Origin of the sequence: Burkholderia sp. MSMB0856, from assembly GCF_001524645.2 — a bacterium.
Classification (GTDB): Bacteria; Pseudomonadota; Gammaproteobacteria; order Burkholderiales; family Burkholderiaceae; genus Burkholderia; species Burkholderia diffusa.
The window spans coordinates 1,575,013-1,600,043 of the sequence record NZ_CP013428.1 but is presented as its reverse complement, the minus strand read 5'-3'; the positions used below and the strand labels follow the sequence as shown (position 1 = coordinate 1,600,043).

At 67.8% G+C, this 25,031-nt stretch carries 19 protein-coding genes and 4 pseudogenes; 17 read left to right on the top strand and 6 right to left on the bottom strand.

The genetic code is table 11. The annotated features are described in order from the left end of the window. Window positions 1-5 precede the first annotated feature (5 nt). The 11 genes and pseudogenes from WS87_RS24710 (at window position 6) to WS87_RS24660 (ending at window position 11,042) form a co-directional block, all read left to right on the top strand. Window positions 6-902 (top strand): alpha/beta fold hydrolase, encoded by an 897-nt coding sequence (locus WS87_RS24710; protein ID WP_059819337.1) that lies wholly within the window; start codon window positions 6-8, stop codon window positions 900-902. Next, window positions 899-1,756: an IclR family transcriptional regulator gene (locus tag WS87_RS24705; protein ID WP_059819336.1), complete on the top strand. Its 858-nt coding sequence runs from the start codon at window positions 899-901 to the stop codon at window positions 1,754-1,756. Before WS87_RS24710 ends, WS87_RS24705 begins: the two co-directional genes overlap by 4 nt. Then, entirely contained in the window at window positions 1,753-2,550 is a 798-nt protein-coding gene (locus WS87_RS24700; RefSeq protein ID WP_059526445.1) for an SDR family oxidoreductase, read from the top strand. Before WS87_RS24705 ends, WS87_RS24700 begins: the two co-directional genes overlap by 4 nt. Continuing rightward, complete coding sequence (locus WS87_RS24695) at window positions 2,543-4,213, top strand: thiamine pyrophosphate-binding protein (protein WP_059819335.1); 1,671 nt, start codon at window positions 2,543-2,545, stop codon at window positions 4,211-4,213. Before WS87_RS24700 ends, WS87_RS24695 begins: the two co-directional genes overlap by 8 nt. Continuing rightward, entirely contained in the window at window positions 4,206-5,033 is an 828-nt protein-coding gene (locus WS87_RS24690; protein WP_059819334.1) for an aspartate dehydrogenase, read from the top strand. Before WS87_RS24695 ends, WS87_RS24690 begins: the two co-directional genes overlap by 8 nt. A gap of 89 nt (window positions 5,034-5,122) precedes the next feature. After that, a complete protein-coding gene (locus tag WS87_RS24685) occupies window positions 5,123-6,613 on the top strand; it encodes an aldehyde dehydrogenase (RefSeq protein ID WP_059819333.1) in 1,491 nt (496 codons plus the stop codon). 18 nt (window positions 6,614-6,631) lie between these two features. After that, window positions 6,632-7,594 carry a VOC family protein gene (locus WS87_RS24680; protein ID WP_059698302.1) on the top strand — a complete coding sequence of 321 codons (963 nt, stop codon included), beginning with the start codon at window positions 6,632-6,634 and terminating at the stop codon, window positions 7,592-7,594. Continuing rightward, window positions 7,591-8,835 (top strand): NAD(P)/FAD-dependent oxidoreductase, encoded by a 1,245-nt coding sequence (locus WS87_RS24675; RefSeq protein ID WP_059819332.1) that lies wholly within the window; start codon window positions 7,591-7,593, stop codon window positions 8,833-8,835. Before WS87_RS24680 ends, WS87_RS24675 begins: the two co-directional genes overlap by 4 nt. 28 nt (window positions 8,836-8,863) lie before the next feature. Beyond that, entirely contained in the window at window positions 8,864-10,264 is a 1,401-nt protein-coding gene (locus tag WS87_RS24670) for an MFS transporter (protein WP_059819331.1), read from the top strand. 41 nt (window positions 10,265-10,305) lie between these two features. Then, window positions 10,306-10,521 (top strand): annotated as a pseudogene (locus WS87_RS24665) (hypothetical protein); the annotation flags it as partial. A gap of 119 nt (window positions 10,522-10,640) precedes the next feature. Beyond that, on the top strand, window positions 10,641-11,042 hold the full coding sequence (locus WS87_RS24660) for a PPC domain-containing DNA-binding protein (RefSeq protein ID WP_059819329.1): 402 nt from the start codon (window positions 10,641-10,643) through the stop codon (window positions 11,040-11,042). A gap of 36 nt (window positions 11,043-11,078) precedes the next feature. Here the strand turns inward: WS87_RS24660 and WS87_RS24655 are convergent, their stop codons facing one another. The 3 genes from WS87_RS24655 to WS87_RS24645 all read right to left on the bottom strand — a co-directional run bounded on the left by WS87_RS24655 (window position 11,079) and on the right by WS87_RS24645 (window position 13,748). Continuing rightward, a complete protein-coding gene (locus tag WS87_RS24655; RefSeq protein ID WP_059819328.1) occupies window positions 11,079-12,365 on the bottom strand; it encodes an Nramp family divalent metal transporter in 1,287 nt (428 codons plus the stop codon). 229 nt (window positions 12,366-12,594) lie between these two features. Beyond that, window positions 12,595-12,843 carry a hypothetical protein gene (locus WS87_RS24650; protein WP_059819327.1) on the bottom strand — a complete coding sequence of 83 codons (249 nt, stop codon included), beginning with the start codon at window positions 12,841-12,843 and terminating at the stop codon, window positions 12,595-12,597. Window positions 12,844-13,313: 470 nt separating this feature from the next. Further along, window positions 13,314-13,748 (bottom strand): universal stress protein, encoded by a 435-nt coding sequence (locus tag WS87_RS24645; RefSeq protein ID WP_059526413.1) that lies wholly within the window; start codon window positions 13,746-13,748, stop codon window positions 13,314-13,316. A gap of 415 nt (window positions 13,749-14,163) precedes the next feature. Between WS87_RS24645 and WS87_RS24640 the strand changes: the two genes are divergently transcribed. The 6 genes and pseudogenes from WS87_RS24640 (at window position 14,164) to WS87_RS24610 (ending at window position 18,798) form a co-directional block, all read left to right on the top strand. Further along, window positions 14,164-15,648 carry an amidase gene (locus tag WS87_RS24640; protein ID WP_059819326.1) on the top strand — a complete coding sequence of 495 codons (1,485 nt, stop codon included), beginning with the start codon at window positions 14,164-14,166 and terminating at the stop codon, window positions 15,646-15,648. A gap of 246 nt (window positions 15,649-15,894) precedes the next feature. Then, the gene (locus tag WS87_RS24630; protein ID WP_059526404.1) at window positions 15,895-16,590 is read left to right on the top strand and encodes a hypothetical protein; all 696 of its coding nucleotides are present in this window, start codon (window positions 15,895-15,897) and stop codon (window positions 16,588-16,590) included. A gap of 120 nt (window positions 16,591-16,710) precedes the next feature. After that, complete coding sequence (locus WS87_RS24625) at window positions 16,711-17,544, top strand: arylamine N-acetyltransferase family protein (RefSeq protein ID WP_059819325.1); 834 nt, start codon at window positions 16,711-16,713, stop codon at window positions 17,542-17,544. Between the two features lie 109 nt (window positions 17,545-17,653). Further along, window positions 17,654-17,830 (top strand): annotated as a pseudogene (locus WS87_RS34600) (CopG family transcriptional regulator). 1 nt (window position 17,831) lies between these two features. Next, window positions 17,832-17,912: pseudogene (locus tag WS87_RS24615) on the top strand (VOC family protein); the annotation flags it as partial. A 25-nt stretch (window positions 17,913-17,937) separates the two neighbouring features. Then, a complete protein-coding gene (locus tag WS87_RS24610; RefSeq protein WP_059819324.1) occupies window positions 17,938-18,798 on the top strand; it encodes a class I SAM-dependent methyltransferase in 861 nt (286 codons plus the stop codon). 25 nt (window positions 18,799-18,823) lie between these two features. Here WS87_RS24610 and WS87_RS24605 read toward each other — a convergent pair whose 3' ends face one another. From WS87_RS24605 to WS87_RS34320, 3 genes and pseudogenes are all read right to left on the bottom strand, one after another. Further along, window positions 18,824-23,665 (bottom strand): NAD-glutamate dehydrogenase, encoded by a 4,842-nt coding sequence (locus tag WS87_RS24605; RefSeq protein WP_059819323.1) that lies wholly within the window; start codon window positions 23,663-23,665, stop codon window positions 18,824-18,826. 154 nt (window positions 23,666-23,819) lie between these two features. Then, window positions 23,820-24,122 (bottom strand): hypothetical protein, encoded by a 303-nt coding sequence (locus tag WS87_RS34720; protein WP_236873237.1) that lies wholly within the window; start codon window positions 24,120-24,122, stop codon window positions 23,820-23,822. After that, window positions 24,076-24,435: pseudogene (locus tag WS87_RS34320) on the bottom strand (SOS response-associated peptidase family protein); the annotation flags it as partial. The pseudogene WS87_RS34320 and the gene WS87_RS34720, both read right to left, overlap by 47 nt. Window positions 24,436-25,031 lie beyond the last annotated feature (596 nt).

The window sequence follows — 25,031 nt, the reverse complement described above, 5'->3', positions numbered from 1 at the left end:
AAGCAATGAGTGTCATCGACAAACGTGAACGCGACCGCACCGCGGCGTTCGCCGCGCTGCTCGGGCAGTTTCCCGAACAGCGCTGCGCGGCCGGCGCGGCGGGCACGATCGGTTATCGCGAGGCCGGCGCGCAACATGCGGGCCACGCGCTGCCCGTCGTGCTGCTGCACGGGATCGGCTCGGGCGCCGCATCGTGGGTGCGCCAGCTCGACGCGCTCGGCGCGTCGCGGCGCGTGCTCGCGTGGGATGCGCCCGGCTACGGCGTGTCGACGCCCGTGCACGGCGCGTCGCCGGCGGCCGCCGATTACGCGGCGTCGCTGAACGCGTGGCTCGAGGCACTCGGCATCGAACGCTGCGTGCTGGTCGGGCATTCGCTCGGTGCGATCGTCGCGGGCGGGTTGGCCCGCGTGATGCCCGCGCGGATCGCCGGCCTGCTGCTGATCTCGCCCGCGGGCGGTTACGGCAGCGCGCCCGCGGAAACGCGCGACACGCGCCGCGATGCACGCCTTGCCATGCTCGAGGAACTCGGCCCGGCCGGGCTCGCCGAGCAACGCAGCGGCAACATGCTGTCGGGATTCGCGAGCGAGGATGCGCGCGCGTGGGTGCGCTGGAACATGGCGCGTATCGTGCCGGCCGGCTATGAGCAGGCCACGCATCTGCTCGCGAACGCCGATCTCGCGTCCGATCTCGCCGGCTTTCGCGGCCGCACCGCGGTGGCGGTCGGCGCGAACGACGCGATCACGCCGCCTGCCGCGTGCGAGCGCATCGCGGCCGCCGCGCACGTCGGGTTGCAGGTGATTCCGCAGGCCGGTCATGCGGGTTACGTGGAAGCACCGGCGGTTTATTCGTCGCTGATCGACACGTTCTGCCGTCAATGCGATCGCCAACGGGGGCTGGAATGAGCGAACCGTTGCAACAACAGGATGCGGACGCCGCGAAGTCCGAGGCCAACTACGTGGTGCCGGGCCTCGAACGCGGTTTGCGAATCCTCGCCGAATTTTCGCCGCGCGAGCCGGTGCTCGGCGCGCCGGAGTTGTCCAAGCGGCTCGGCATTCCGCGCACGACGGTGTTCCGTCTGCTGCAGACGCTCGAATCGCTCGGCTTTCTCGAGCGCGCGGACAAGGACCGCAACTACAAGCTCGGCATCGCCGTGCTGCGGCTCGGCTTCGAATACCTGAGCTCGCTCGAGCTGACCGATCTCGGCCTGCCGGTGATCGAGAGCCTGCGCGACGCGACCGGCTTCACGACGCACATCGTGATCCGCGACGGCCGCGACGTGGTGTTCGTCGCGAAAGCGCAGAGCCAGTCGCCGGTGTTCAGCTCGATTCGCGTGAACGTCGGCACGCGGCTGCCCGCGCATGCGACGACCCACGGCCACGTGCTGATGGGCGATCTGTCGCTTCAGGCGCTGCGCGCGCTGTATCCGGAAGGCACGCTGAACCGGATGACGAGCGCGACGCCGGAGACGGTCGATGCGCTGTACGAAGTGATCCGCGAGGATGCGCTGCGCGGCTACGGCGTCAGCAATTCGTCGTTCGAACGCGGCATTTCGGTGGTCACGGCGCCGGTGCGCAACGACACGCAGCGGATCGTCGCGTGCATCACGGTGACGGTGCCTCGGCCGGAGATCGACGCGGCGCTGATCGCCGACGGCCTGATCGACAAGGTGCAGCGCGCGGCGGCGGAACTGTCGCGGCGGCTCAATTACCGCTCGGATGACGAGCACACGTTTATGAAGGCTTTAGGACTCCGATGATTGAGATCGATCTGACGGGGCAGGTGGCGGTGGTGACGGGCGGTTCGTCCGGCATCGGCCTCGCGACTGCCGAGCGGTTCCTGCAGGCCGGCGCGTCGGTCGCGATTTGCGGCCGTGACGGCGAACGCCTCGCGCGCGCGCAAGCGCTGCTCGGCGAGAAATATCCGGGCGCGCAACTTCTCGCCGTGCGCTGCAACGTGCTCGACGAAGCCGATGTGGCCGCGTTCGCGCAGGCCGTGTCAGACCGCTTCGGCCGCGCCGACATGCTGGTCAACAACGCGGGCCAGGGCCGCGTGTCGACCTTCGCCGACACGACCGACGACGCATGGCGCGAAGAGCTCGAACTGAAGTACTTCAGCATCATCCGCCCGACGCGCGCATTCCTGCCGCTGCTGCGCGACGCGCAGGCGCCGACGATCACCTGCGTGAATTCGCTGCTCGCGCTACAGCCGGAGCCGCACATGGTCGCGACGTCGTCGGCGCGCGCGGGCGTGCTGAGCCTCGTGAAGTCGCTCGCGACCGAACTCGCGCCGCAGCGCATCCGCGTGAACTCGATCCTGATCGGCATCGTCGAGTCGGGTCAGTGGCGCCGCCGCTACGAAGCACAGGCGCAGGCCGGCGAAAGCTGGGAGGACTGGACGGGTGCGCTCGCCCGCAAGAAGAACATTCCGCTGAACCGCTTCGGCAAGCCTGACGAGGCCGCCTGGGCACTTTTTTATCTCGCAACGCATCTGTCGTCCTATACGACGGGCAGCCATATCGACGTTTCTGGAGGCTTTGCACGCCATGTCTAAAAAAACCACGGTTGGCGAGCTGATTGCCGCCTTTCTCGAGCAGTGCGACGTCAAAACCGCATTCGGTGTCATCTCGATCCACAACATGCCGATCCTCGACGCGATCAACTCGCGCGGCAACATCCGGTATGTCGGCGCGCGCGGTGAAGCCGGCGCGGTGAACATGGCCGACGGCCTGGCCCGCGTGTCGGGCGGCCTCGGCGTCGCATTCACGAGCACGGGCACGGCGGCGGGCAACGCGGCCGGCGCGATGGTCGAGGCGCTGACGGCCGGCACGGCGCTGCTGCACATCACGGGGCAGATCGAGACGCCGTATCTCGATCAGGATCTGGCCTACATCCACGAAGCGCCGGATCAGCTCACGATGCTCGACGCGATCTCGAAGGCCGCGTTCCGCGTGCGCACGGTCGAGACCGTGCTGCCGACGATCCGCGAAGCGGTGCGCATCGCGCAGACCGCGCCGACGGGCCCCGTGTCGGTCGAGATTCCGATCGACATCCAGGCCGCCGAAATCGAATGGCCGGAAGACCTCGCACCCGCGCACGTCGCGGTGCGCGAGCACGACGCAGCACGCGTCGCGAAGCTCGCCGACGCGCTGGCGGCCAAGCGCCGTCCGCTGTTGTGGATCGGCGGCGGTGCACGCCACGCCCGTGCGGAAGTCGAACGCCTGGTGAAGCTCGGCTTCGGCGTCGTGACGAGCGTGCAGGGCCGCGGCGTGCTGCCGGAAGATCATCCGGCGACGCTCGGCGCGTTCAACGTGCATGCGTCCGTCGAGGCGTTCTACAAGACCTGCGACGCGCTCGTCGTGGTCGGCTCGCGCCTGCGCGGCAACGAGACGCTGAAGTACAAGCTCGCGCTGCCGCAGCCGCTGTTCCGCATCGACGCCGACGCGCTCGCCGACAACCGCGGCTATCGCAACGAGCTGTTCGTGCACGGCGATTCGAAGCGCGTGCTGGCCGAGCTGGCCGATCGCCTCGAAGGCCGCCTGTCCGTCGATCCGCGGTTCGCGTCCGATCTCGCGGCGGCGCGCGAGCAGGCCGTCGCCAGCGTGTCGGAAGGCCTCGGGCCCTACAAGAAGCTGGTCGATACGCTGCAGGGCGCGGTGGGCCGCGACTACAACTGGGTGCGCGACGTAACGATCTCGAACAGCACGTGGGGCAACCGCCTGCTGAAGATCTTCGAACCGCGCGCGGGCGTGCATGCGCTCGGCGGCGGCATCGGCCAGGGCATCCAGATGGGCATCGGCGCGGCGCTGGCCGGCGCGGCGGCGAAGACGGTCTGCCTGGTCGGCGACGGCGGCCTGATGGTCAACGTCGGCGAGCTCGTGACGGCCGTGCAGGAAAACGCGAACGTGATGATCGTGCTGATGAACGATCAGTGCTACGGCGTGATCCGCAACATCCAGGACGCGCACTATGGCGGCCGCCGCTGCTTCGTGCAGTTGCACCAGCCGGATTTCGCGCAGTTCTGCGCAAGTTTCGGCCTCACGCACTACCGGATCTCGTCGCTCGACCAAGCCGAAGCGATCGTGCGCGAAGGAATCGCGAAGGAAGGGCCGGTGATGGTCGAGGTCGACATGTTGTCGGTCGGCTCGTTCGCATCGGCATTCGCGGGCCCGCCGGTGAAGAAGGAAGAAACGCCGTCGGAGCGGCAGTATGCGTAACGGCCACGCCCGCGGGCATGCGCCCGTCGACATCGCGATGATCGGCTTCGGCGCGATCGGTGCGGCCGTGTATCGCGCGGTCGAGCACGACGCCTCGTTGCGCGTCGCGCACGTGATCGTGCCCGAGCACCAGCGCGACGCGGTGCAGCGTGAGCTCGGCGGCGCGGTGGAGGTCGTGTCGTCGGTCGACGCACTGGCCCGCCGCCCGGAGTTCGCGCTCGAGTGCGCGGGTCACAGCGCGCTCGTCGATCACGTCGTGCCGCTGCTGAAGGCCGGCACCGATTGCGCGGTGGCATCGATCGGCGCGCTGTCCGACCTCGCGCTGCTCGACGTGCTGTCGCAGGCCGCCGACGAAGGCGACGCGACGCTGACGCTGCTGTCCGGCGCGATCGGCGGAATCGACGCGCTGGCGTCGGCGAAGCAGGGCGGGCTCGACGAGGTGCTGTACGTCGGCCGCAAGCCGCCGCTCGGCTGGCTCGGCACACCCGCCGAGGCGTTGTGCGACTTGCGCGCGATGACCGAAGAGAAGGTCATCTTCGAAGGCACCGCACGCGACGCCGCGCGGCTGTATCCGAAGAACGCGAACGTCGCGGCGACGGTCGCGCTCGCGGGCCTCGGCCTCGACGCGACGCGCGTGCGCCTGATCGCCGATCCGGCCGTCGCGCGCAACGTGCACCGCATCACCGCACGCGGCGCGTTCGGCGAGATGTCGCTCGAAATGAGCGGCAAGCCGTTGCCCGACAACCCGAAGACGTCCGCGTTGACTGCGTACAGCGCGATCCGCGCGCTGCGCAACCGCGCGGCCCGCTGCGTAATCTGAGCGGGCGACGCAGCCATTCGGGCCATTGAACGGCCGCCGGCGCCACGGCGCGGGCGGCTGCGCAGAGACAGATTTGTGGGACTTGTGACATGACTCCATTCGATACGAGCCTCGTACCCAACGGCGACATCCTGATCGGCGGCGAGTGGCGGCGCGGTCGCGGCGCGCCTTACGCGAGCATCTATCCGGCCGACCAGTCGCTGAACATGGAAGTATCGACGGCGAACGCGGAAGACGCGGCCGACGCCGTCGTGGCCGCCGACGCCGCGTGGCGCCGCGCGGACTGGGCCGGCCTCAAGCCGCACCAGCGCGCGCTGGTGCTGTACCGGATCGCCGACCTGATCATGCAGCGTCACGAGGCGCTCGCGAACCTGCAGCGCCGCGACAACGGCAAGCCGATCGGCGAGACGCGCGTGCTGGTGGCGAGCGCGGCCAACACGTTCCGCTATTTCGCGGCGTGCCTGGAAACGCTCGACGAAGAACTGACGCCGTCGCGTGGCGACTACCTGACGATGAGCGTGCACGAGCCGATCGGCGTGATCGCGGCGATCACGCCGTGGAACTCGCCGATCGCATCCGACGCACAGAAGCTCGCGCCGGCGCTCGCCGGCGGCAACGCGGTGGTGCTCAAGCCGGCCGAAGTCACGCCGCTCGTGTCGCTCGCGCTGGCCCGCATCTGCGAGGAGGCCGGCGTGCCGAAGGGCGTGCTTAGCGTGCTGCCGGGCAAGGGCTCGGTGATCGGCGACGTGCTCGTGCGCCATCCGCTCGTGAAGAAGGTGTCGTTTACCGGCGGCACCGAAGTGGGCCGCGGCATCGCGCGCATTGCGGCGGAAAAGCTGATGCCCGTGTCGCTGGAGCTCGGCGGCAAGTCGCCGACGATCGTGTGCGACGACGCGGATCTCGACCACGCGGTCAACGGCGTGCTGTACGGCATCTTCAGTTCGTCGGGCGAGGCGTGCATCGCGGGTTCGCGGTTGTTCGTGCAGCGCTCGGTGTACGACGAATTCATGAAGCGGCTGGTGGCCGGCGCGCGCAAGCTGCGCGTGGGCGACCCGACGCGGCCCGACATGCAGATGGGCCCGCTGATCACCGCGAAGCATCGCGAATCGGTGGAGCGCTACGTCGCGCTCGGGCTGGAGGAAGGCGGCCGTCTGCTGTGCGGCGGCGAGCGTCCGTCGGGCGACGGGCGCGAGGACGGCTTCTTCTACCAGCCGACGATTCTCGAAGGCCTGCCGAACAGCGCGCGCATCTGCCAGGAAGAAATCTTCGGACCGGTGCTGGTCGCGATGCCGTTCGACGACGAAGCGTCGCTGATCGCGCAGGCGAACGACAGCGTGTTCGGCCTCGCCGCCGGCATCTGGACGCGCGACTACAAGCGCGCATGGCGCATCGCGCGCGCACTCGAGACGGGCACCGTCTGGATCAACACGTACAAGCTGTTTTCGATCTCCACGCCGTTCTCGGGCTGGAAGGAGAGCGGGATGGGCCGCGAGAAGGGCCGTCTCGGCATCCGCGAGTACATGCAGCAGAAGAGTCTCTACTGGGGCTTGAACGACGCGCCGCTGCCGTGGGCGAACTGAGCGAAGGGGAATGACGCAATGAGCATCTTGGGTATCGAGCAGATCACGTACGGTGTCGACGACCTCGCGACGTGCCGGCGCTTTTTCGCCGACTGGGGGCTGAAGGAAGTCGCGCACGACGACACGCGCGCACGCTTCGAAACGCTGAACGGCTGCACCGTGCTGGTCGTCAAGGCCGATGATCCGTCGCTGCCGCCCGCGTTCGAAGCGGGCCCGACGCTGCGCGAAGTCACGTGGGGCGTCGCGACGCAGCAGGAAGTCGACGCGCTGCGCGCGAAGCTGGCCGGCCAGCCCGGCTATTACGCGCAGGACGATGCGGTCGGTTGCATCGACCCGAACGGCATGGCGATCCGCATCGAGGTGACGCGCAAGCGCGCGCTCGACATCACCGGCTCGCCGTCGAACGTGTGGGGCCGGACGGCGCGGGTCGACCAGCCGAGCCCGATCTATGCGCGCGCCGAGCCGGTCGAGGTCGGCCACGTCGTGTTCTTCACGAACTGCCTCGACGCGCAGGAAAAGTTCTATCACGAGCTGCTCGGCTTCGAGACGTCGGATCGCTATCCGGGCCGCGGCGCGTTCATGCGCTGCGCGCCGCACGGCGGCCACCATGACCTGTTCCTGCTCGCGTTGCCGAACGGAAAGCGCGGCCTGAACCATGTCGCGTTCACCGTGCGCGATATCCACGAAGTGTTCGGCGGCGGCATGCACATCGACCGCTGCGGCTGGGAAACGCAACTCGGCCCGGGGCGTCATCCGGTGTCGTCTGCGTACTTCTGGTACTTCCAGAATCCGGCCGGCGCGTTGATCGAGTACTACGCGGACGAGGACGTGCTGACGCCCGAATGGCAGCCGCGCGAATTCGAACCGGGCCCGACCGTGTTCGCCGAATGGGCCGTCGACGGCGGCCTCGACGGCAATACGCGCCGGCAAAAGAACGCGAAGGCGCCGGAAGGCAAGTTCATGACGGAGCGCAAATCATGACCGAAGCGAACACGCAAGCGCCGGCCGTGCCGGGCACGGTCGTCGTGGTCGGCGGCGGCCAGGCCGCCGGCTGGGTGCTGAAGACGCTGCGCGCGGAAGGGTTCGCGGGCCGTCTCGTGATGATCGCGGACGAGCCGCACCTGCCGTACGAGCGCCCGCCGCTGTCGAAAGCCGTGCTGGCGGGCGACGCCGACATCGAAACGGTGCGCGTCGTGCGCCCGGACGAATTCGACGCGCTGAACGTCGAGGCGTGGCAGCCGGAACGCGCGGCGTCGATCGACCGTGCGCGCCGCGTGGTGAAGACCGAAAGCGGCCTCGTGATCGAATACGACCGTCTCGTGATCGCGACCGGCGGCACGTCGCGTCGCTTGCCCGACGCTATCGTCAGGACGCCGAATCTGCACTACCTGCGCACGCTCGACGAAGCGGCCGCGCTCGGCGAGAAGCTGCGTGCGAGCCGGCGTGTGCTCGTGATCGGCGGCGGCTGGATCGGCCTCGAAGTCGCCGCGACCGCACGCAAGCTCGGGGTCGAAGCGGTCGTCGTCGAAGGCGCGCCGCGTCTGTGCGGGCGTTCGGTGCCGCAGATCGTGTCGGATTTCCTGCTCGACCTGCATCGCGCGAACGGTGTCGACGTGCGCCTCGGCGCGGCGCTCGCATCGCTCGACGCGCAACCGGACGACGCGTCGAAGGTGCGCGCGACGCTGGCCGACGGCACGACGATCGACGCGGATTTCGCGGTAGCCGGCATCGGCCTCGCGCTGAACGCGACGCTGGCGAGCGACGCGGGCCTGGCGATCGACGACGGCATCGTCGTCGACGAATTCGGCGCGACCAGCGATCCGGCGATCTTCGCGTGCGGCGACGTTGCGAACCATCACAACGGCTGGCTGAAGCGGCGCGTGCGGCTCGAATCGTGGGCGAACGCGCAGAACCAGGCGATCGCGGCCGCGAAGGCCGTGCTCGGCGTGCGCGCGCCGTACGCGGAGATTCCGTGGTTCTGGTCCGATCAGTACGACGTGAACCTGCAGATCCTCGGCGATCTGCCGGCCGACGCGCAGCTCGTCGTGCGCGGCGATATCGCCGCGCGACGCGCGACGCTGTTTTTCGTAGGCGATGGGCATGTGAGAGGTGTCATCGCCATCAACAACGCACGCGAGCTCAAGCTCGCACGCAAGTGGATGAACCAGGGCCGGGCAGTGGATACGGAAGCCCTGGCGGACACGACCAAAGCGCTTGCCTGACCGGCGAACGATCCAGGAGACACCCCGCATGAGCACTTTCGACAACGTCGTGGCCGGCAGGGCCACGATGGAAGCTGCCGCCTCCACGCCCGGCGCGATCATCGCGCGGCTCGAGCGGCTTCCGGCCAACGCGATGCAGATTCGTGCACGCGTGCTGATCGGCACCGCCACGTTCTTCGACGGCTTCGACGTGATCACGATCGCGGCGACGCTGCCGCTGCTGATTCACAAGTGGGGGCTGTCGCCGACGCAGATCGGCATGCTGATCGCGTCCGGCGCGATCGGCCAGCTGATCGGCGCGTTCCTGTTTCCCGCGCTCGCGGAGAAGCATGGCCGTGTGAAGGCGATCGCGTGGAGTTCCGCCGTGATCGGCATCACGAGCATCGCGTGCGGTTTCGCGCCGACGTTCGAGGTGTTCGTGCTGCTGCGAATTTTGCAGGGGCTCGGTCTCGGCGGCGAACTGCCGGTCGCGGCCACGTACATCAACGAAATCACGCGTGCGCACGGCCGCGGCCGCTTCGTGCTGTTGTATGAAATCGTGTTTCCGATCGGTCTGCTGGTATCGATGGCGCTGGGCGCATGGCTCGTGCCGCGGTTCGGCTGGGAGATCATGTACTTCGTCGGCGGGCTGCCGTTGATCCTCGCGCTGGTGCTCACGCATCTCGTGCCGGAATCGCCGCGCTGGCTCGCCTCGCGCGGGCGCCTCCCGGAAGCCGGGCGCGCGGTCGGCGTGTTCGAATCGTCGGTGCGCGGCGAACTGCCGCCGGTCACGCAGGTGGCCGCGTACGACGAGATGGTCCGCCAGCACCCGAAGCGCCGGATGAGCGACCTGTTCAGCGCCGCGTATCGCAAGCGCACGCTCGCGGTGGCGACGCTGTGGGCGACGTGCGGGTTCATTCAGTACGGGCTGTCCACGTGGCTGCCGACGATCTACAAGAACTTCTATCACGCGCCGCTGCAGCTCGCGCTGAATCTCGCGGTGATCGGCTCGGTGATGGGCGTGCTCGGTTCGCTCGCGTCCGCGCTGCTGGTCGACAAGCTCGGCCGCAAGCCGGTGATCGTGTGGTCGTTCGTGATGTGCGCGCTGTCGCTGGCGTTCGCGGGCTTCTATCATGCGGCGTCGGTGTATGTCGTCGCGACCTTCTGCTCGCTGTCGCTGGGGCTGATGGCATCGGGCTTCATCACCGCATACGTCTATACGCCGGAGCAGTATCCGACGAGCATCCGTGCGTCGGGCTGCGGGCTCGGCAGCGCGTGGCTGAAGATCGCGTCGTTCGCGGCGCCGATGATCGTGCCGCACGCGATCATCGGCGGCAACCTCGCGCCGGCGTTCTACCTGATCGGCATCGTGCCGCTGATCGCGGCTGTGACCGTTCATTTCGTCGGAATCGAGACGAAGGGGAAAGTGCTCGAAGCGCTGGAGGCGTAAGCGCGGCCGGTCGCAACGGCTGACATGGGAGGCCCGGACATCGTCCGGGCCTTTCTGTTTTCCGGCGCTTGGGTTCGCGCCTGTTCGCGGACAGCTTGCGGCCGCGCTGGTTCGTCGCGGGCGGCACGGGGCTCGCGCCGGTCCTGTCGATGCTCAGGTGCATGGCCGAGTATCAGGAGATGGGTGACGCGCGGGAAATTGCCGTCGCGGCCGGCGTGCCGGATGCGCAATTCGCGAGCGAGCGATTCACTGCGTGATGCGCGTGCCGCACGTTGCGGTGACACAGGTGCGGCGCGTCATCCGGCGGGCGACTTGCCGAATGGCCGGGTCGAACGTACTCTTTGTCGACACCCGGCCCACCCGCAGGTTATCCACCATGCAAGCCCATCCTTTGCGTCTTTCCCCCGGCGACGATCTGCGCGCATCGATCGAGCAGGCGTTGCGTCGGTTCGACGCACACGCGGCATTCGTGATCCAGGGGATCGGCAGCCTGAATGTCGCGCAGCTTCGCTTTGCCGGTGTCGACGCGCCGACCGAACTGCGCGGCGACCTCGAAATCCTGACGCTGGCCGGCTCGGTCTCACCGGACGGCGCACACCTTCATATGTCGGTGTCCGACGCGAACGGCCGCGTATCGGGCGGACATGTCGCGCGCGGCTGCGTGGTGCGGACGACCGCCGAGATCCTGCTCGTGCTGTTGCCCGCACATCGTTTCTCGCGTGAACCAGATGCAGGGACCGGGTTCGACGAGCTGGTGATTCGTCCGGAGCCAGGCTGATCGTGCACACGGTCCGGCGCATGTGACCGATGCGGCCTACCCCGGCACGAACACCCCCATCGCCGCGATCGCCATGGCGAGCGTCGCGGCCCAGCCGCCCCACGCCAGCGCGCCCGTCACGGCGAACTTGCCCATGATGCGCCGGCTGCCGGCCATCAGCATCATCACGACCATGATCGGAACGGCGGTCACGCCGTTGATGACCGCACTCCAGTAGAGCGCGCGGATCGGGTCGAAATGCATGAACGTGATCGCGACGCCGCCGACGATCGCCAAGGCGATCACCGCATAGAATTCGGGCGCGACGCCGAGCCGCAGCGCGAGGCTGTTGCGCCAGCGGAAGCTGCCTGCGGCCGCATAGGCGGCCGAGCCGGCGAGCACCGGCAAGGCCAGCAGGCCGGTGCCGACGATCCCGAGCGCAAACAGCATGTACGCGAAGTGTCCGGCAATGGGCTCGAGCGCACGCGCGGCGTCGGCGGACGTCTTCACTTCGATGTGGTGCATGTAGAGCGTGGCCGCTGCCGTCAGCGTGATGAAGAACGCAATGACGTTCGATACGCCCATGCCGACCCAGGTATCGAAGTTGATTCGTCGCAACTGCGCGGGCGCCTGATGCGGTGCGCGCCGTAACGCATGCTGGCTCGGCTCCGCATGCAGTTCCTCGACCTCCTGCGACGCCTGCCAGAAAAACAGATACGGGCTGATCGTGGTGCCGAGCACGGCGATGACCGTGGTTAGATAGGCGGCGGTGAACTGGACATGCGGCCGCACGATCGCGCGGCCGACCTCGCCCCAGTGGACGGGCACGATGAGCGCCACCGCGACATACGCGAGCAGGACCAGCGCGATCCATTTGAGCAGACGCGCATAGCGGTCGTACGGCACGAAGATCTGCAGCACGACCGACACGCCGCCCAGGCAGACGACATAGAGTTCCTGAGGGCCGTGCAGCAGAAGATTGACCGCCGCGCCCATCGCCGACAGGTCGGCCGCGATGTTTATCACGTTCGCGATCAACAGCAAAGCCACGGCGCTGTAGAGCAACCATGGCGGGTAGTGCGCGCGCATGTTCGACGCGAGGCCCTTGCCCGTCACGCGGCCGATGCGCGCGCTGACCAGCTGGATCGCCGTCATCAGCGGGTAGGTCAGCAGCAGCGACCAGAGCAGTTCGAGTCCGAACTGCGCGCCTGCCTGCGAGTATGTTCCGATGCCTGACGGATCGTCGTCGGCGGCACCGGTGACGAGGCCCGGCCCGAGGCGCCGGAGCCATGTTGCCGCGCGCGGACGAGGCTGCACGGTATCGAGGGACTCGTTGTCGTTCATGGCGGCGACCCGTTGGGAGGGGCAGTCGAGTCGCAATCGGCGTGCCCGGGCCGGGGGCGGGCGGTGACGGTCGGTCAACGCGCTCTGAATACCGAACGCGGCGCAGCAGAAAACCGGCTTGGCCGATGTGGGGGAAGCCGGGGGATACGGGAGAAAACGGACTGCGCTCGTGAAAGCGTGCGGCCGGGCAGCGGCGAGAGCGACGCAGCAGCGGCGATACGCGTCGGCGTCAGCGAGCCGCCATCGCAACGTTCCGATCGCCGCGCCCGCTCACCAGGCAGCCGGACATGAACGCCTCGCGCTGGCTGTCGGCGGCCGCGTTGCCGAAGCCGCGGCTGAGCGCGTCGTATTTCACCTGCTCGGCGCCCTGCGAGCACACCATCGGGCTGGCGTCGCGGCCTTGCGCGTGCAGCAGTGCCCGATCGCCGATCAGGTAGGCCAGCAGCGCGAAAAAGGCGATGTGCACCACTCGTCTCATGATTCGTCTCCTTGTTACGCAAGCGTAACGCGGACACGTTTCGGGAAGCACTTGGGGCTTCCCCCGGTAAACGTCTGCGGAAATGGCGGCAGGCCGTGGCGCTCGCATACCGCTTTCTGGCACGCGAAACAAGGAAAGGAGCGGTGGCCGGCCGCACCGGCGCGCGATTGACGCGAGTTTGACGAATGTCAGGTTAGGGGCAGGGCGAGACGGTCGCGCCGGCAGTCAAAGCGATAGCATGAATGCATGTTTCAACGGAACGCGATGCGCGGCAAGCGATGGGCGCAGCGGCTCCGGACACAGCAGGTACGTGCCGAACATCGCTATCGAAATAGTGAGGAATCCAAATGCTTAACGTCTCTTCCGTCCTGATCAGTCTCGCGCCGCTGTGGGCCATTCTGCTGATTGCATCTTCCGCCGCGACCTACCTCGTGTTCTGGCGCAAGGTCATCAAGTAAGCGCCGCACCGTTCATCGCACTGCCGTCACCGGCACATTCGAGATCCGCACGAGCCGGTCCATCACGCTGCGACGGAACATCGAGAGCATCGCGTGAAACGGATCCTGCCGCGGCGCGACGACGACGATTTCGTCGCAGCCGGTCTCGGCCGCGACGGCCGCGATCGTGTCGGCCACCGGCCCGACCTTCTTCACGATGCTGTACCGGACACCGGCTTCCCGCAGCACCCGCTCCGCCATCGCCAGATCGTCGCACGCGAACTTGTCCTCGATCGACTGTAGCCGCGACAGCGGGTGAAACGCCTCGAGCCGCGTCGACTCGAGCGGCGCCTGCACGTTGATCAGCACGATTTCGGATGCACAGCGTTCGCGATACAGGAAGGTCGCGTGGCGGACCGCCTGCAGCGAGCGGGGTGAGTGTCCGACCGGAACCAGCAGTTTGAGCATGGAAAATGCTCCGTAGTCGAGATGTTCCCAGCGTAGTGCGCCGCCGGATCGCGCGACCTAAATAGATTGGGCGGGCGCGTAAAAATGTCGTCAACGTCCGTCGCCTCGTGTCGCGCCTATTAGAAATATAAGAAATTTTGGTTTATGCGCATAAACGTTTACACCAATCGGCCGGGCGGCAGCCCGAGGCTGGCAGTCGAGCGGCGCACCACCGCCGATTTAGTCGAATCCTCAATGAATCGCGGCGGAAAATATCGGAGGTCGAGCATCCGGCGTCGCGTAGAGTAGAGCATCGACCGCGCCGCGGCCCGCCGTTGCCTCTTCCCGGCGACATTCCGGCGCCTTCCCGGCCGTTCGCGACGGACCGCCGCCACCATGCGGCCCGCCATTCCATACCGATTCCAGGAGACCTCGCATGCCGCACGGCGCCCCGCAGCTTCTCGCTCCCGCTTCCATTACCGTCGACCCGGTCGTGCGCCTGTCGGCCGGCGAGCTCGCGTCGGCGATCCGCGGCAAGGCGGTTTCGTGCGTCGAGACGATGCGTGCATATCTCGATCACATCGAGCGCGTGAACGGCGCGGTGAACGCACTGGTCTCGCTGCGCGAGCGCGCCGTGCTGCTCGCCGAAGCCGCGGAAAAGGACGCCGCGCTGGCCCGCGGCGAGTATCACGGCTGGCTGCACGGGATGCCGCAGGCGCCGAAGGATCTCGCGATGACCAAAGGGCTGCGGACGACCTACGGCTCGCCGATCTTCCGCGAAAACGTGCCGCAGGCCGACTCGGTCGGCGTCGGGCGAATGCGTGCGGCGGGCGCGATCTTCATCGGCAAGACCAACACGCCGGAATTCGGCCTCGGCTCGCACACGTTCAACGAAATCCACGGCGCGACACGCAATCCGTACGACCTGACGAAGAGCGCGGGCGGCAGCAGCGGCGGCACGGCGGCGGCGCTCGCCGCGCGCATGCTGCCGGTCGCGGACGGCAGCGACTTCGGCGGCTCGCTGCGCAATCCGGCCGCGTTCTGCAACATCTACGGGTTCCGGCCGTCGCAGGGCCGCGTGCCGCGCTGGCCGGGCGTCGACGTGTTCATGCAGCAGCTCGGCATCGAAGGGCCGATGGGCCGCACGGTCGGCGACGTCGCGCAGCTGCTCGCGATTCAGGCCGGCTACGACCCGAACGATCCTCTGTCGCTTGCGGAGGATCCGGCCGTGTTTGCGAAGCCTCTCGACAAGGACCTGCGCGGCGAGCGCATCGCTTGGGTCGGCGACTGGAACGGTTATCTCGCGACCGAGCCGGGCGTGCTCGCGCAGTGTGAAAAGGGCCTCGCGACGCTGCGCGAGATCGGCTGCGACGTCGATGCGGCGCTGCCGGCGTTCGCGCCCGAGCGCATCTGGCGCCTGTGGCTCGCGCATCGGCATCTGTTGTCCGGTGGCGGGCTGCTCGCGCACTATCGCGATCCGGCACGGCGCGCGCTGCTGAAGCCCGAGGCGATCTACGAGGTCGAAGGGCTGCTCGCGATGCAGGGTGCCGAGGTGTTCGACGCGAGCATCGAGCGCACCGCGTGGCACCAGGCGGTGCTGAGCTTCTTCGATCGCTACGACTTCATCGCGGCACCGACCGCGCAGGTGTTCCCGTTCGACGTCGAGCAGCGCTGGCCGAAGGAGATCGCGGGCCGCGCGATGGACACTTACCACCGCTGGATGGAAACGGTCGTGCCGTGGACGCTGGCCGGCTGCCCCGTGATCAGCGTGCCGGTCGGCTTCAACGACGCGGGGCTACCGATGGGGATGCAACTGATCGGCCGGCCGCGCGCGGACCTCGCGGTGCTGCAGCTCGCGCGCGGCTACGAGCAGGCGGCCGACTGGGTCGGCCAGCGTCTGCCGGCGTGGATGGCTGCGTGATGCGCGCCGCGGCGTCGATCGCGGATTCCCGAAACAAGCGCTATTGATGCGGAAAAGGAACGAATCCGGACGCGTGCCCGGCATCGCGCGGCAAACGCGGACGAATGTGCGCGGCGAGTCGGGACGGCCGCGGAATTGCAAGCGGCCGCGGCGCGCGATTTCGTTTCGATGTGTTTCAGTCGTTGCGGCGGCGCGCGACGCGCTTCGACAATATCGGCCTCAATCATTCGGGCACGAGGCAAACAGATGAAGCATATTCGCGTGACGGGCAAGCAGCTGGCATCGGCGGGCATCGCACTCGGCATCCTGCTGGGCGCCAACGGCGCCGCGCATGCGCAGCTCGACCTGCAATCGATCGGCTCGGCGCTGCTCGGCGGCGGGGGGCAGCAACAGGCCGCACCCGCGCAGGGCGGCGTCGCGCAGCTGATGCAGGCATACGTCGGCGCGAATCAGCAGGTGCTGGCTGGCCAGTCGTCGCTCGCGTCGGCGATGGGGCTTACCGGCGCGGCCGGGCAGGCGCAGCAGGCCGCCAGCCTGCTCGGTGGCGGCAACGCGTTGACGCCGGCCGCGCTGTCGCAGATGGGCGGCGCGCAGCAGTCGGTGTCGCAGGCGCTCGGCCAGGCGTTCGCGAGCGGCGGCGCGACGCACGGCCCGGTCGACAAGCAGGCGTTCAGCAACGGCCTCGCATCGCTCGGCCAGGGCCTCACGCAGTATTCGCAGCTGCAATCGGGGCTCGGCAATCTCGGTTCGACCAGCGCCGCATCGCTGCTGCAGTCGGGCCTGAATCCGCAGAACATGCAGGCCGCGTCGTATATCGCGCAGAGCGCACCGGGTCAGTTGCAGTCGCTCGCATCGACGCTCAGCCAGGCCGTGCAGTTCGCGACGAGCCAGGGCATTTCGGTGCCGGCGGTCGCGTCGTCCGCGCTGAAGCTGCTGCCGTAACGTTGCCGCGAACCGCGCGCCGCGGTGCCGGCGGCGCGCGCGGATTCGGGATGGCCCTGCGCAACATGGGGATATCGCGCGATGCTATCGTTGCGTGTTCCCCGTTCCCGGTGCCGGTTCATGACTGACTCGTTCGACCTCCCGCGCTACTTCGCCCGCATTGGCTACGACGGCCCGGCCGAGCCGACGCTCGACGTGCTGCGCCGGCTGCATTTGCTGCATCCGCAGGCGATTCCGTTCGAAAACCTCAATCCGCTGACCGGCGCGCGTGTCGCGCTCGACGTGCCGGCGATCGTCGACAAGGTGATCGGGCGCCGCCGCGGCGGCTACTGCTTCGAACTCAACAAGCTCTTCCACACCGCGCTCACGACGATCGGTTTTCGCGTGACGCCGCTGATCGCGCGCGTGCGCTGGATGCGGCCGCCCGAGATCGTCACCGCGCAGACGCACATGCTGCTGCGCATCGATCTCGACGGCGCGGCGTGGCTCGCGGACATCGGCTTCGGCAGCGCGACGCTGACCGCGCCGCTGCGCTTCGTGCCGGGTGAGCGGCAGATGACGCCGCACGGCGCGTTTCGTGTTGTCGGTGCGCCGGTCGACGGCGAGTTCGACATGCAGTTCGAGATCCCCGACGGCTGGCAGACGACTTACCGCTTCTCGCTGAAACCGGCCGAGTGGATCGATTACGACGCCGCGAACTGGTTCACGTCGACCTATCCCGAATCGATCTTCGTGAACGACTTGATTGCCTGCCGCGTGCTGCCGGACGGCCGCGCGGCGCTGTTCAACACCGTGCTGACGCTGCGCGACGCGGCGGGCGCGGGGCGCACCGTCACCTTCGACGACGCGGCCGCGTGGGGCGCGTGCTTGCGCGACACGATCGGCATCGATACGACCGGCTTCGATCTCGACGCGCTGTTCGCGCGGGTGGCGGCGCGGGTGAACCCGATATAAGGGCGTTGCGAGCGGCGGGGCGATGGCGTGGGCGGGCGTCGACGTCCGCCGCGCCGCCGGCTCCGGTGTCCCGATTGACATTTGCTGGATTGCTAGCATGCTAGCGCGCATGACCGACGAGGAAGTGAAGCGATTCAACGTGTATCTGCCGCTGAGCCTGATCCGGTAGGTCAAGCATCGCGCCATCGAAACGCAGCAGTCGCTGTCCGCGCCGGTGGCCGACGCATTGCGCGCGTATCTGACGGCGCCGCAGCCGGGGGCCGGGCCGTCCACCACGGAGGAATGACATGTCATACGAGCGAATCGAAGCCGTGTTTCTGACGACGCACAACTGGGGCAAGTCCGCGAAGTTCTCCCAGGCGCCGGGCAAGCCGGGCGCGTGAGGCCGCGACGATGACCGACCTCCATCATGACGCCCCCGACAGCACCGCCGCACGCGTCGCGCTATGGCGCGCGCTGCACGTCGAACTCGATGCGCCGCCGCACGTGCTCGCCGACGAAGTCGGCCTGCGCCTGCTCGCGCCGGCGCCCGGCTGGCAGCAGCGCGGCGACATGGATCCGCGGTTCACGCGGCCGTTTCGCGCATCGATCGTCGCGCGGGCGCGCTTCATCGAGGATCTCGTCGTCGAGCAGGCCGCGCGGGGTGTGAGCCAGTACGTGATCCTCGGCGCGGGCCTCGACAGCTTCGTGCAGCGCCGGCCCGAGATGGCGTCGCGCCTGACCGTCTTCGAGGTCGATCCGCCCGCGCCGCAGGCGTGGAAGCGCCGCCGGCTGACCGAGCTCGGCTTCGGCGTGCCGGACTGGCTGCGGTTCGTGCCGGTCGATTTCGAGGCGAAGCAGTCGTGGCGCGACGCGCTCGTGTGCGCGGGCTTCGATCCGGGCAAGCCGGCGGTCGTCGTGTCCACCGGCGTCAGCATGTACCTGACGCGCGACGCGAACGCGGCGGCATTGCGCGAAGCCGCGTCGCTCGCGCCGGGTTCGACGTTCGCGATGACGTTCCTGCTGCCGCTGGAGCTTGCCGATCCGGACGTGCGTCCGGGGCTCGAGATGGCCGCGAAAGGCGCCCGCGCGAGCGGCACGCCGTTCATCAGCTTCTTCCTGCCGGCGGAGATCCGCGCGCTCGCGACGGAAGCCGGCTTCGCGCGGGCCGGGCACGTGTCGGCCGCGGAACTTGCACGTCGCTACTTCGCCGATCGCACAGACGGCCTGCGCCCGCCGGACAACGCGGAAGAGTTGCTCGTCGCGACGGTGTGATCCCGGCGCGACCCGGGGTCAACCGTCACGCGCGTTCGAGCACGGCCATCTCGCGCACGACCACCAGCAGCACCGCGAGGCTCGCGCCGCCCGACGCGCGCAGGTCGGCGAGCAGGTGCTCGTAGCGCTGCAGCGCGGCTTCGCGGCGTTCGCGCCATGCATGGACGATCGTCTCGGGCGCCGTCGAGTCGGGCGATTCCGCGAGCGCGCTGGTGGCGAGCGTACGCTTGAGCCGCGCGATTTCCGCGAGCGCGGCCGCGCGCGCCAGCATGTCCCAGTGCGTCGGGGTCGGCAGCGTGGCCGCGCGTTCGCCGATCCACCCGTAGTTCAGCAGCGTGCCGAGCGAGAAGTAGACGCCCGCGACCAGTTCGAGGCTGCGATCGCAGGTCGCGGCCACTTCGGCGATGTCGAGCAGCGCGGCGGAGATGTCGCCGCTCGCGACGCGCACCGCGAGCGCGCTGTCGACGCCGGCATCGACCAGCACGCGCTGCCGCTCGGACAGCGCTTCCAGATCGTCGGCCGGCAGCAGCGACGGCAATTGCGGCGCGATGCGCTGCACCGCGTCGCGGCAGCGCGCGATCAGCCCGGCGACGCCGCCGTCGGCCACCGCGCCCGACTGCAGCTGCCGCAGGAACCACAACGCCGCGCGCTCCAGCAGCCGCGCGACGTCGACGAACATGCGCGCCTGCACGTCGTCGGCGACGCGGTTGTCGAGTGCGTCGATGTCGCGCCATACCGCATCGAGATCGAACACGTCGCGCGCCATGATGCAGGCGCGCACGATGTCGCCCGGCTTCGCGTCGGTTTCCTCCATCAGCCGGTGCACGAACGCACAGCCGACCCGGTTGACGAGCGCGTTGGTCAGGTGCGTCGCGAGGATCTCGCGGCGCAGCGGGTGGCGATGCATCGGTTCGCTGAAGCGCTGCTGCAGCGGCTTCGGGAAATAGTCGACGAGCATCGCGGCGACGAGCGGATCCTCGGGCACGTCGGATTCGAGCAGCGCGTCGTACAGCCACATCTTGCTGTAGGCGAGGAGCACCGCGCGCTCCGGCGACGTGAGGCCCTGCTTCGCGGCCTGCCGCTCGGCGATCTCGTCGTCGGTCGGCAGGAACTCGATCACGCGGTTCAGGCGGCCCGCGCGTTCGAGCCAGCGCATCAGGCGCGCCTCGGCGTCGAGCAGCTCGACGCCGTAGCGGCCCGCGATCGACAGCGCCTGCGTCTGGTAGTAATTGTCGCGCAGCACGAGCAGCCCGACTTCGTCGGTCATTTCCGCGAGCAGGGCGTTGCGCTGCTTCTCGGTCATCTCGCCGTCGGTGACGACGAGCCCGAGCAGGATCTTGATGTTGACTTCGTGATCCGAACAATCGACGCCGGCCGAGTTGTCGATCGCGTCGGTGTTGATGCGGCCGCCGCGCTGCGCGAACTCGATGCGGCCGAACTGCGTGCAGCCGAGGTTGCCGCCTTCGCCGACGACCTTGCAGCGCAGGTCCGCGCCGTTTACGCGTACCGCGTCGTTCGCGCGATCGCCGACCTGCTGGTGGGTTTCGCGCGCGGCTTTCACGTAGGTGCCGATGCCGCCGTTGTACAGCAGGTCGACCGGCGCCTGCAGGATCGCGCGGATCAGCTCGGTCGGCGGCAGCGCGTGCGCATCGATGCCGAGCGCGGCCTGCACGGCCGGCGACAGCGGGATCGTCTTCGCGGTGCGCGGATAGACGCCGCCGCCCGCCGAGATCGCGGACGTGTCGTAGTCGGCCCAGCTCGAGCGTTCGAGCGCGAACATCCGCTGGCGCTCCGCGAAGCTCGTCGCCGGATCGGGGTTCGGGTCGAGGAACACGTGCCGGTGATCGAACGCCGCGACGAGCCGGATATGCGGCGACAGCAGCATCCCGTTGCCGAACACGTCGCCCGACATGTCGCCGACACCGACCACGGTGAAGTCGGTCGTCTGCGTGTCGACGCCCATCTCGCGGAAGTGCCGCTTCACCGATTCCCAGGCGCCGCGCGCGGTGATCGCCATCTTCTTGTGGTCGTAGCCGACCGAGCCGCCGGACGCGAATGCATCGTCGAGCCAGAAGCCGTATTCGTGCGAGATCGCATTTGCGTAGTCGGAGAACGTGGCCGTGCCCTTGTCGGCCGCGACGACGAGATACGGATCGTCGGGGTCGTGCCGTACCACGTCGGGCGGCGGCACGATTGCGTTGCCGGCGAGATTGTCGGTCAGGTCGAGCAGGCCGCGCAGGAACGTCTGGTAGCACGCGACGCCCTCGCGCATCCACGCTTCGCGATCGCTCGGCGGCGGCGGATTCTTCACGACGAAGCCGCCTTTCGACCCGACCGGCACGATCACGACGTTCTTCACCATCTGCGCCTTCATCAGCCCGAGCACCTCGGTGCGGAAGTCCTCGCGACGGTCGGACCAGCGCAGCCCGCCGCGCGCGACGCGCCCGCCGCGCAGGTGCACGCCCTCGACGCGCGGCGAGTACACCCAGATCTCGAACATCGGCTTCGGTTCGGGCAGGCCGGGCACCTTCGCCGGATTGAACTTGAACGACAGATATGGCTTCGATTCGCCGTTCGCGTCGTGCAGGAAATAGTTGGTGCGCTCGGTCGCGTTGATCACGCCGAGGAACTGGCGCAGGATCCGGTCCTCGTCGAGGTTGGGGACCTGGTCGAGCGCCGTCTCGATCGCCTTCAGCACGCGTTCGACCTGCACGTCGCGCGTGCCGCCGGTGGCCGGGTCGAAGCGCAGCAGGAACAGCTCGACGAGCTGCCGTGCGATCGCCGGGTTGCCGGTCAGCGCGCGCTCGATGTACGCGTCGCTGAAGGTCGAGCCGACCTGCCGCAGGTATTTCGCATACGCGCGCAGGATCGTGACCTCGCGTGCGCTCAGGTGCGCGCGCAACACGAGACGGTTGAAGTCGTCGTTCTCGATCCGGCCGCTCCAGATGCGGTCGAACGCGTCCTCGAACAGGTCCTTCACGCGCTCGATGTCGAATTCGGTATCGTCCGCGAGTTCAAGGCCGAAGTCGTGCACCCACGCGGGCGCGGCATCCTGCGTCTGAATCCGGTACGGCCGTTCCTCGTCGACGCGCACGCCGAGATGCTCGAGCATCGGCAGGCTGCGCGACAGCGCGATCGGGTCGCCCGCGCGATACACCTTGAAGCGGAACGCGCGGGCCTCGGCCTCGATCGGGCGATACAGGTTCATCGCGAGCTGGCCCGACTCCTTCACGCGCTCGATCAGTTCGATGTCGCGCACGGCCGTGCGCGCCGGGTAGTCGTCGCGATAGCCGGCCGGGAACGAGTCCGCATAGCGCTGCAGCAGGCGGTTGCCTTGTTCTTCTCCGAAAGCGTCGAGCAGCGCGTCGGCGAGATCGTCCTGCCAGCGGCGCGTGACTTGCACGAGCCGCGTTTCGAGTTCGCGCGTGTCGACGTCGGGCATCGTGCCCGGTTCGGCATGGACAACGAAATGAATTCGCGCGATCGCCGATTCCGACAGCAGTGGTGTGAATTCGACGTTTACGCCGTTGTACGCGTCGACGAGCAGCTTCGCGATGCGGCGGCGCAGGTCGGTGTTGTACTTGTCGCGCGGCACGAACGCGAGGCACGACACGAAGCGGTCGAAGCGGTCGCGCCGCACGAACAGCCGCGTGCGCTGGTGTTCCTGCAGGCGCAGGATGCCGAGCGCGATGTCGTAGAGCTGGTCTTCGTCGGCCTGGAACAGTTCGTCGCGCGGATAGGTTTCGAGCACCGTCACCAGCGACTTGCCGAGATGTCCCTTCGGCAGGAAGCCCGCACGCTTCACGATGTTCGCGCATTTGCGGCGCACGATCGGAATATCGGTGTACGAACCGAAATAGGACGTCGACGTGTACAGCCCGATGAAGCGGCGTTCGCCGCTCACCTTGCCGTCGGCGCCGACGAGTTTGACGCCGACGTAGTCGAGATAGCCGGGCCGGTGCACGGTCGCGCGCGAGTTCGCCTTGGTCAGGAAGATGGGCCAGGGGCCGGTGATGATCTCGGCGGCGGCCGGCGGCAGCGGCGTCACGTCGGGCGCGCCGGGTGCGCGCAGCGATTCGCGCAACAGGCCGAAGCCGGAGCCTTCGACGCCGCGCAGGCTGAAGCCCGTGCCGTCCGACACGAGCGCGTAGTCGCGCTGGCCGAGGAACGTGAAGTGATCGGCGGCCATCCATTCGAGGAACGCGCGCGCCTCGATGTCTTCCGCGGTGGATTCGCGGGCCTTCATGTCCTTGATCGTCGCGCGCGCGATGTCGACGATCTTCGGCCAGTCCTCGACCGACGCGCGCACGTCACCGAGCACGCGCGCGATGTCGTCGCGCAGCGTGTCGAGCAGCGCGGCGTCGCCGCAGCGGTCGACTTCGAAATGGATGAACGACGCGAGTTGCGACTGGCCGTCGCCGGGCGTCGCGCCACCGGCGTCGACGCGCTCGATTCCGCCGTTGCCGCCGCGCCAGATGCGGAACACCGGGTGCAGCGCGGAATGCAGCGCGAGCCCGAGGCGATTGACGGCCATCGTCACCGAGTCGACCAGGAACGGCATGTCGTCGTTGACGATCTCGATCACCGTGTGGTCCGAGTGCCAGCCGTGCTGTTCGAGGATCGGGTTGTAGACGCGCAGCCGCTCGCTGCCGGGCACGAATTTCTGGGCGGTCTGCCAGTGCGCCATCGCGGCGCCGTAGAGGTCGACGATGCTGCGATTCTGCAGATCATCAGCGTCGACGAAATCGTAGTAATGACGCAGGAACGGTTCGACGATCCGGAACGTGGCTTCGGGCAGGCGCCCGCGCGCGAATTCGACGACATCGGAGAGCAGGTGTGCGACGACTTCCTCGTTCTTCGCTTCCATGGCGGTCTCCCGGGTGGCCATTGGCTGCTGCGTGTGTTCGGCATTATGCGCCGATTGATGCGCCGGTTGCGTGACGGAGCGATGTGCGGGCGCACAACGCGGAGCAGGGAAGGGAGGCCGCATGTAACACCGGCAGCCGGCGTCGCATGGGAGGTCAGGCCGGCGCCGGCGGCTTCGGATCGGGGTGCCGCGCGGAGAGCGGATTCATGATGTCGGGCAGCATCGTGGGCCGCAGCGGCGACACGAATTTGCGACAGGCGACGGATTCGTGTCGCAGGCAGGCCTCGTCGACCTGCCGAAGCGATCGATCCGGTTGCGCGCCCATCGAAAGGATCATGTCGTTCAGTGCAGTGGCGATACGCTTGTCGTCGATCGGGCGGTTTCTCTGGCTTTGGTTGCTAATCGACGAAGCCGATCCGGTAGCGCACGCGCTTACCTGTCTCTCCATGCGGTTCATCGATCCAGACTGCCGAAATCAGGCAACGCTGGCCACTACGCCATGCCGGCCTGTACAGCGGCGACTTCCCGAGGTTGTCGTCGCGCACGTTCATTGTGTTGCGAATGATCAGAGGCTTACGCCCCGTTCCTTCGCCTTTTCGACATTTGCCTCCTGCAGCGCCAGCGGCCAGAAACCGAAGCCGGCAATCAGCGGAATGAACTACCCGTTGAAGCTCGCGACGATTGGCGCGGCATAATTTCTGATAGATCTCAGGCTTCCATGGCGTCCGACGATACAGATCGCCGAAGTTGTCGATCCGCAGCCCATTCAGGCCATTTCTTCCCTAGCGCGAGTTCCTACACGTGCACATCTCGCTCCAATTTCGCTCTTGACTGACCCATCGTACCGTGCGATAGGTCGTATATTCATACAGTATTGTGGCGATGGGTTCAGATGGTCGCGGCCTTTTTATCGGGACGATCAAGCCCCCTTGCTGGACCTACGACCACTGGTCCGGGATGCTTTTTGCGGTGACAGTTATGCTGTCTGCGTACAGCCTGGCCACGCTGCTGGCGTTGTGCCGGGCCGCAGTTGGGGCGCGTTTTGGATACGGGCGATCTTTCTAGACCAACTCGATGACGAAGCGTGCGACCAGCTGGCACGGAGCAGTTCGCCCGACCGAGACGTTATACGGTGACAAGGTGTAAGATCGCGCAACCATCAAGGCGAACGATCCCCGAGGGAATATAGCTCTGAACGTTCGAAACCTGCCGCGCCGGAGGCATTGCGGCAGGCCGCACAATCCCAAAGGGGTAACCGAGTTGCCTATCTCGATGCTCTGCGCGGCTGGGTTGCGTTTGGCATCACGTCCAGCACTAGGGACCGGATAAAATTGCGCAGGTCTAGTACCGGCGAGGAGATGCGGAA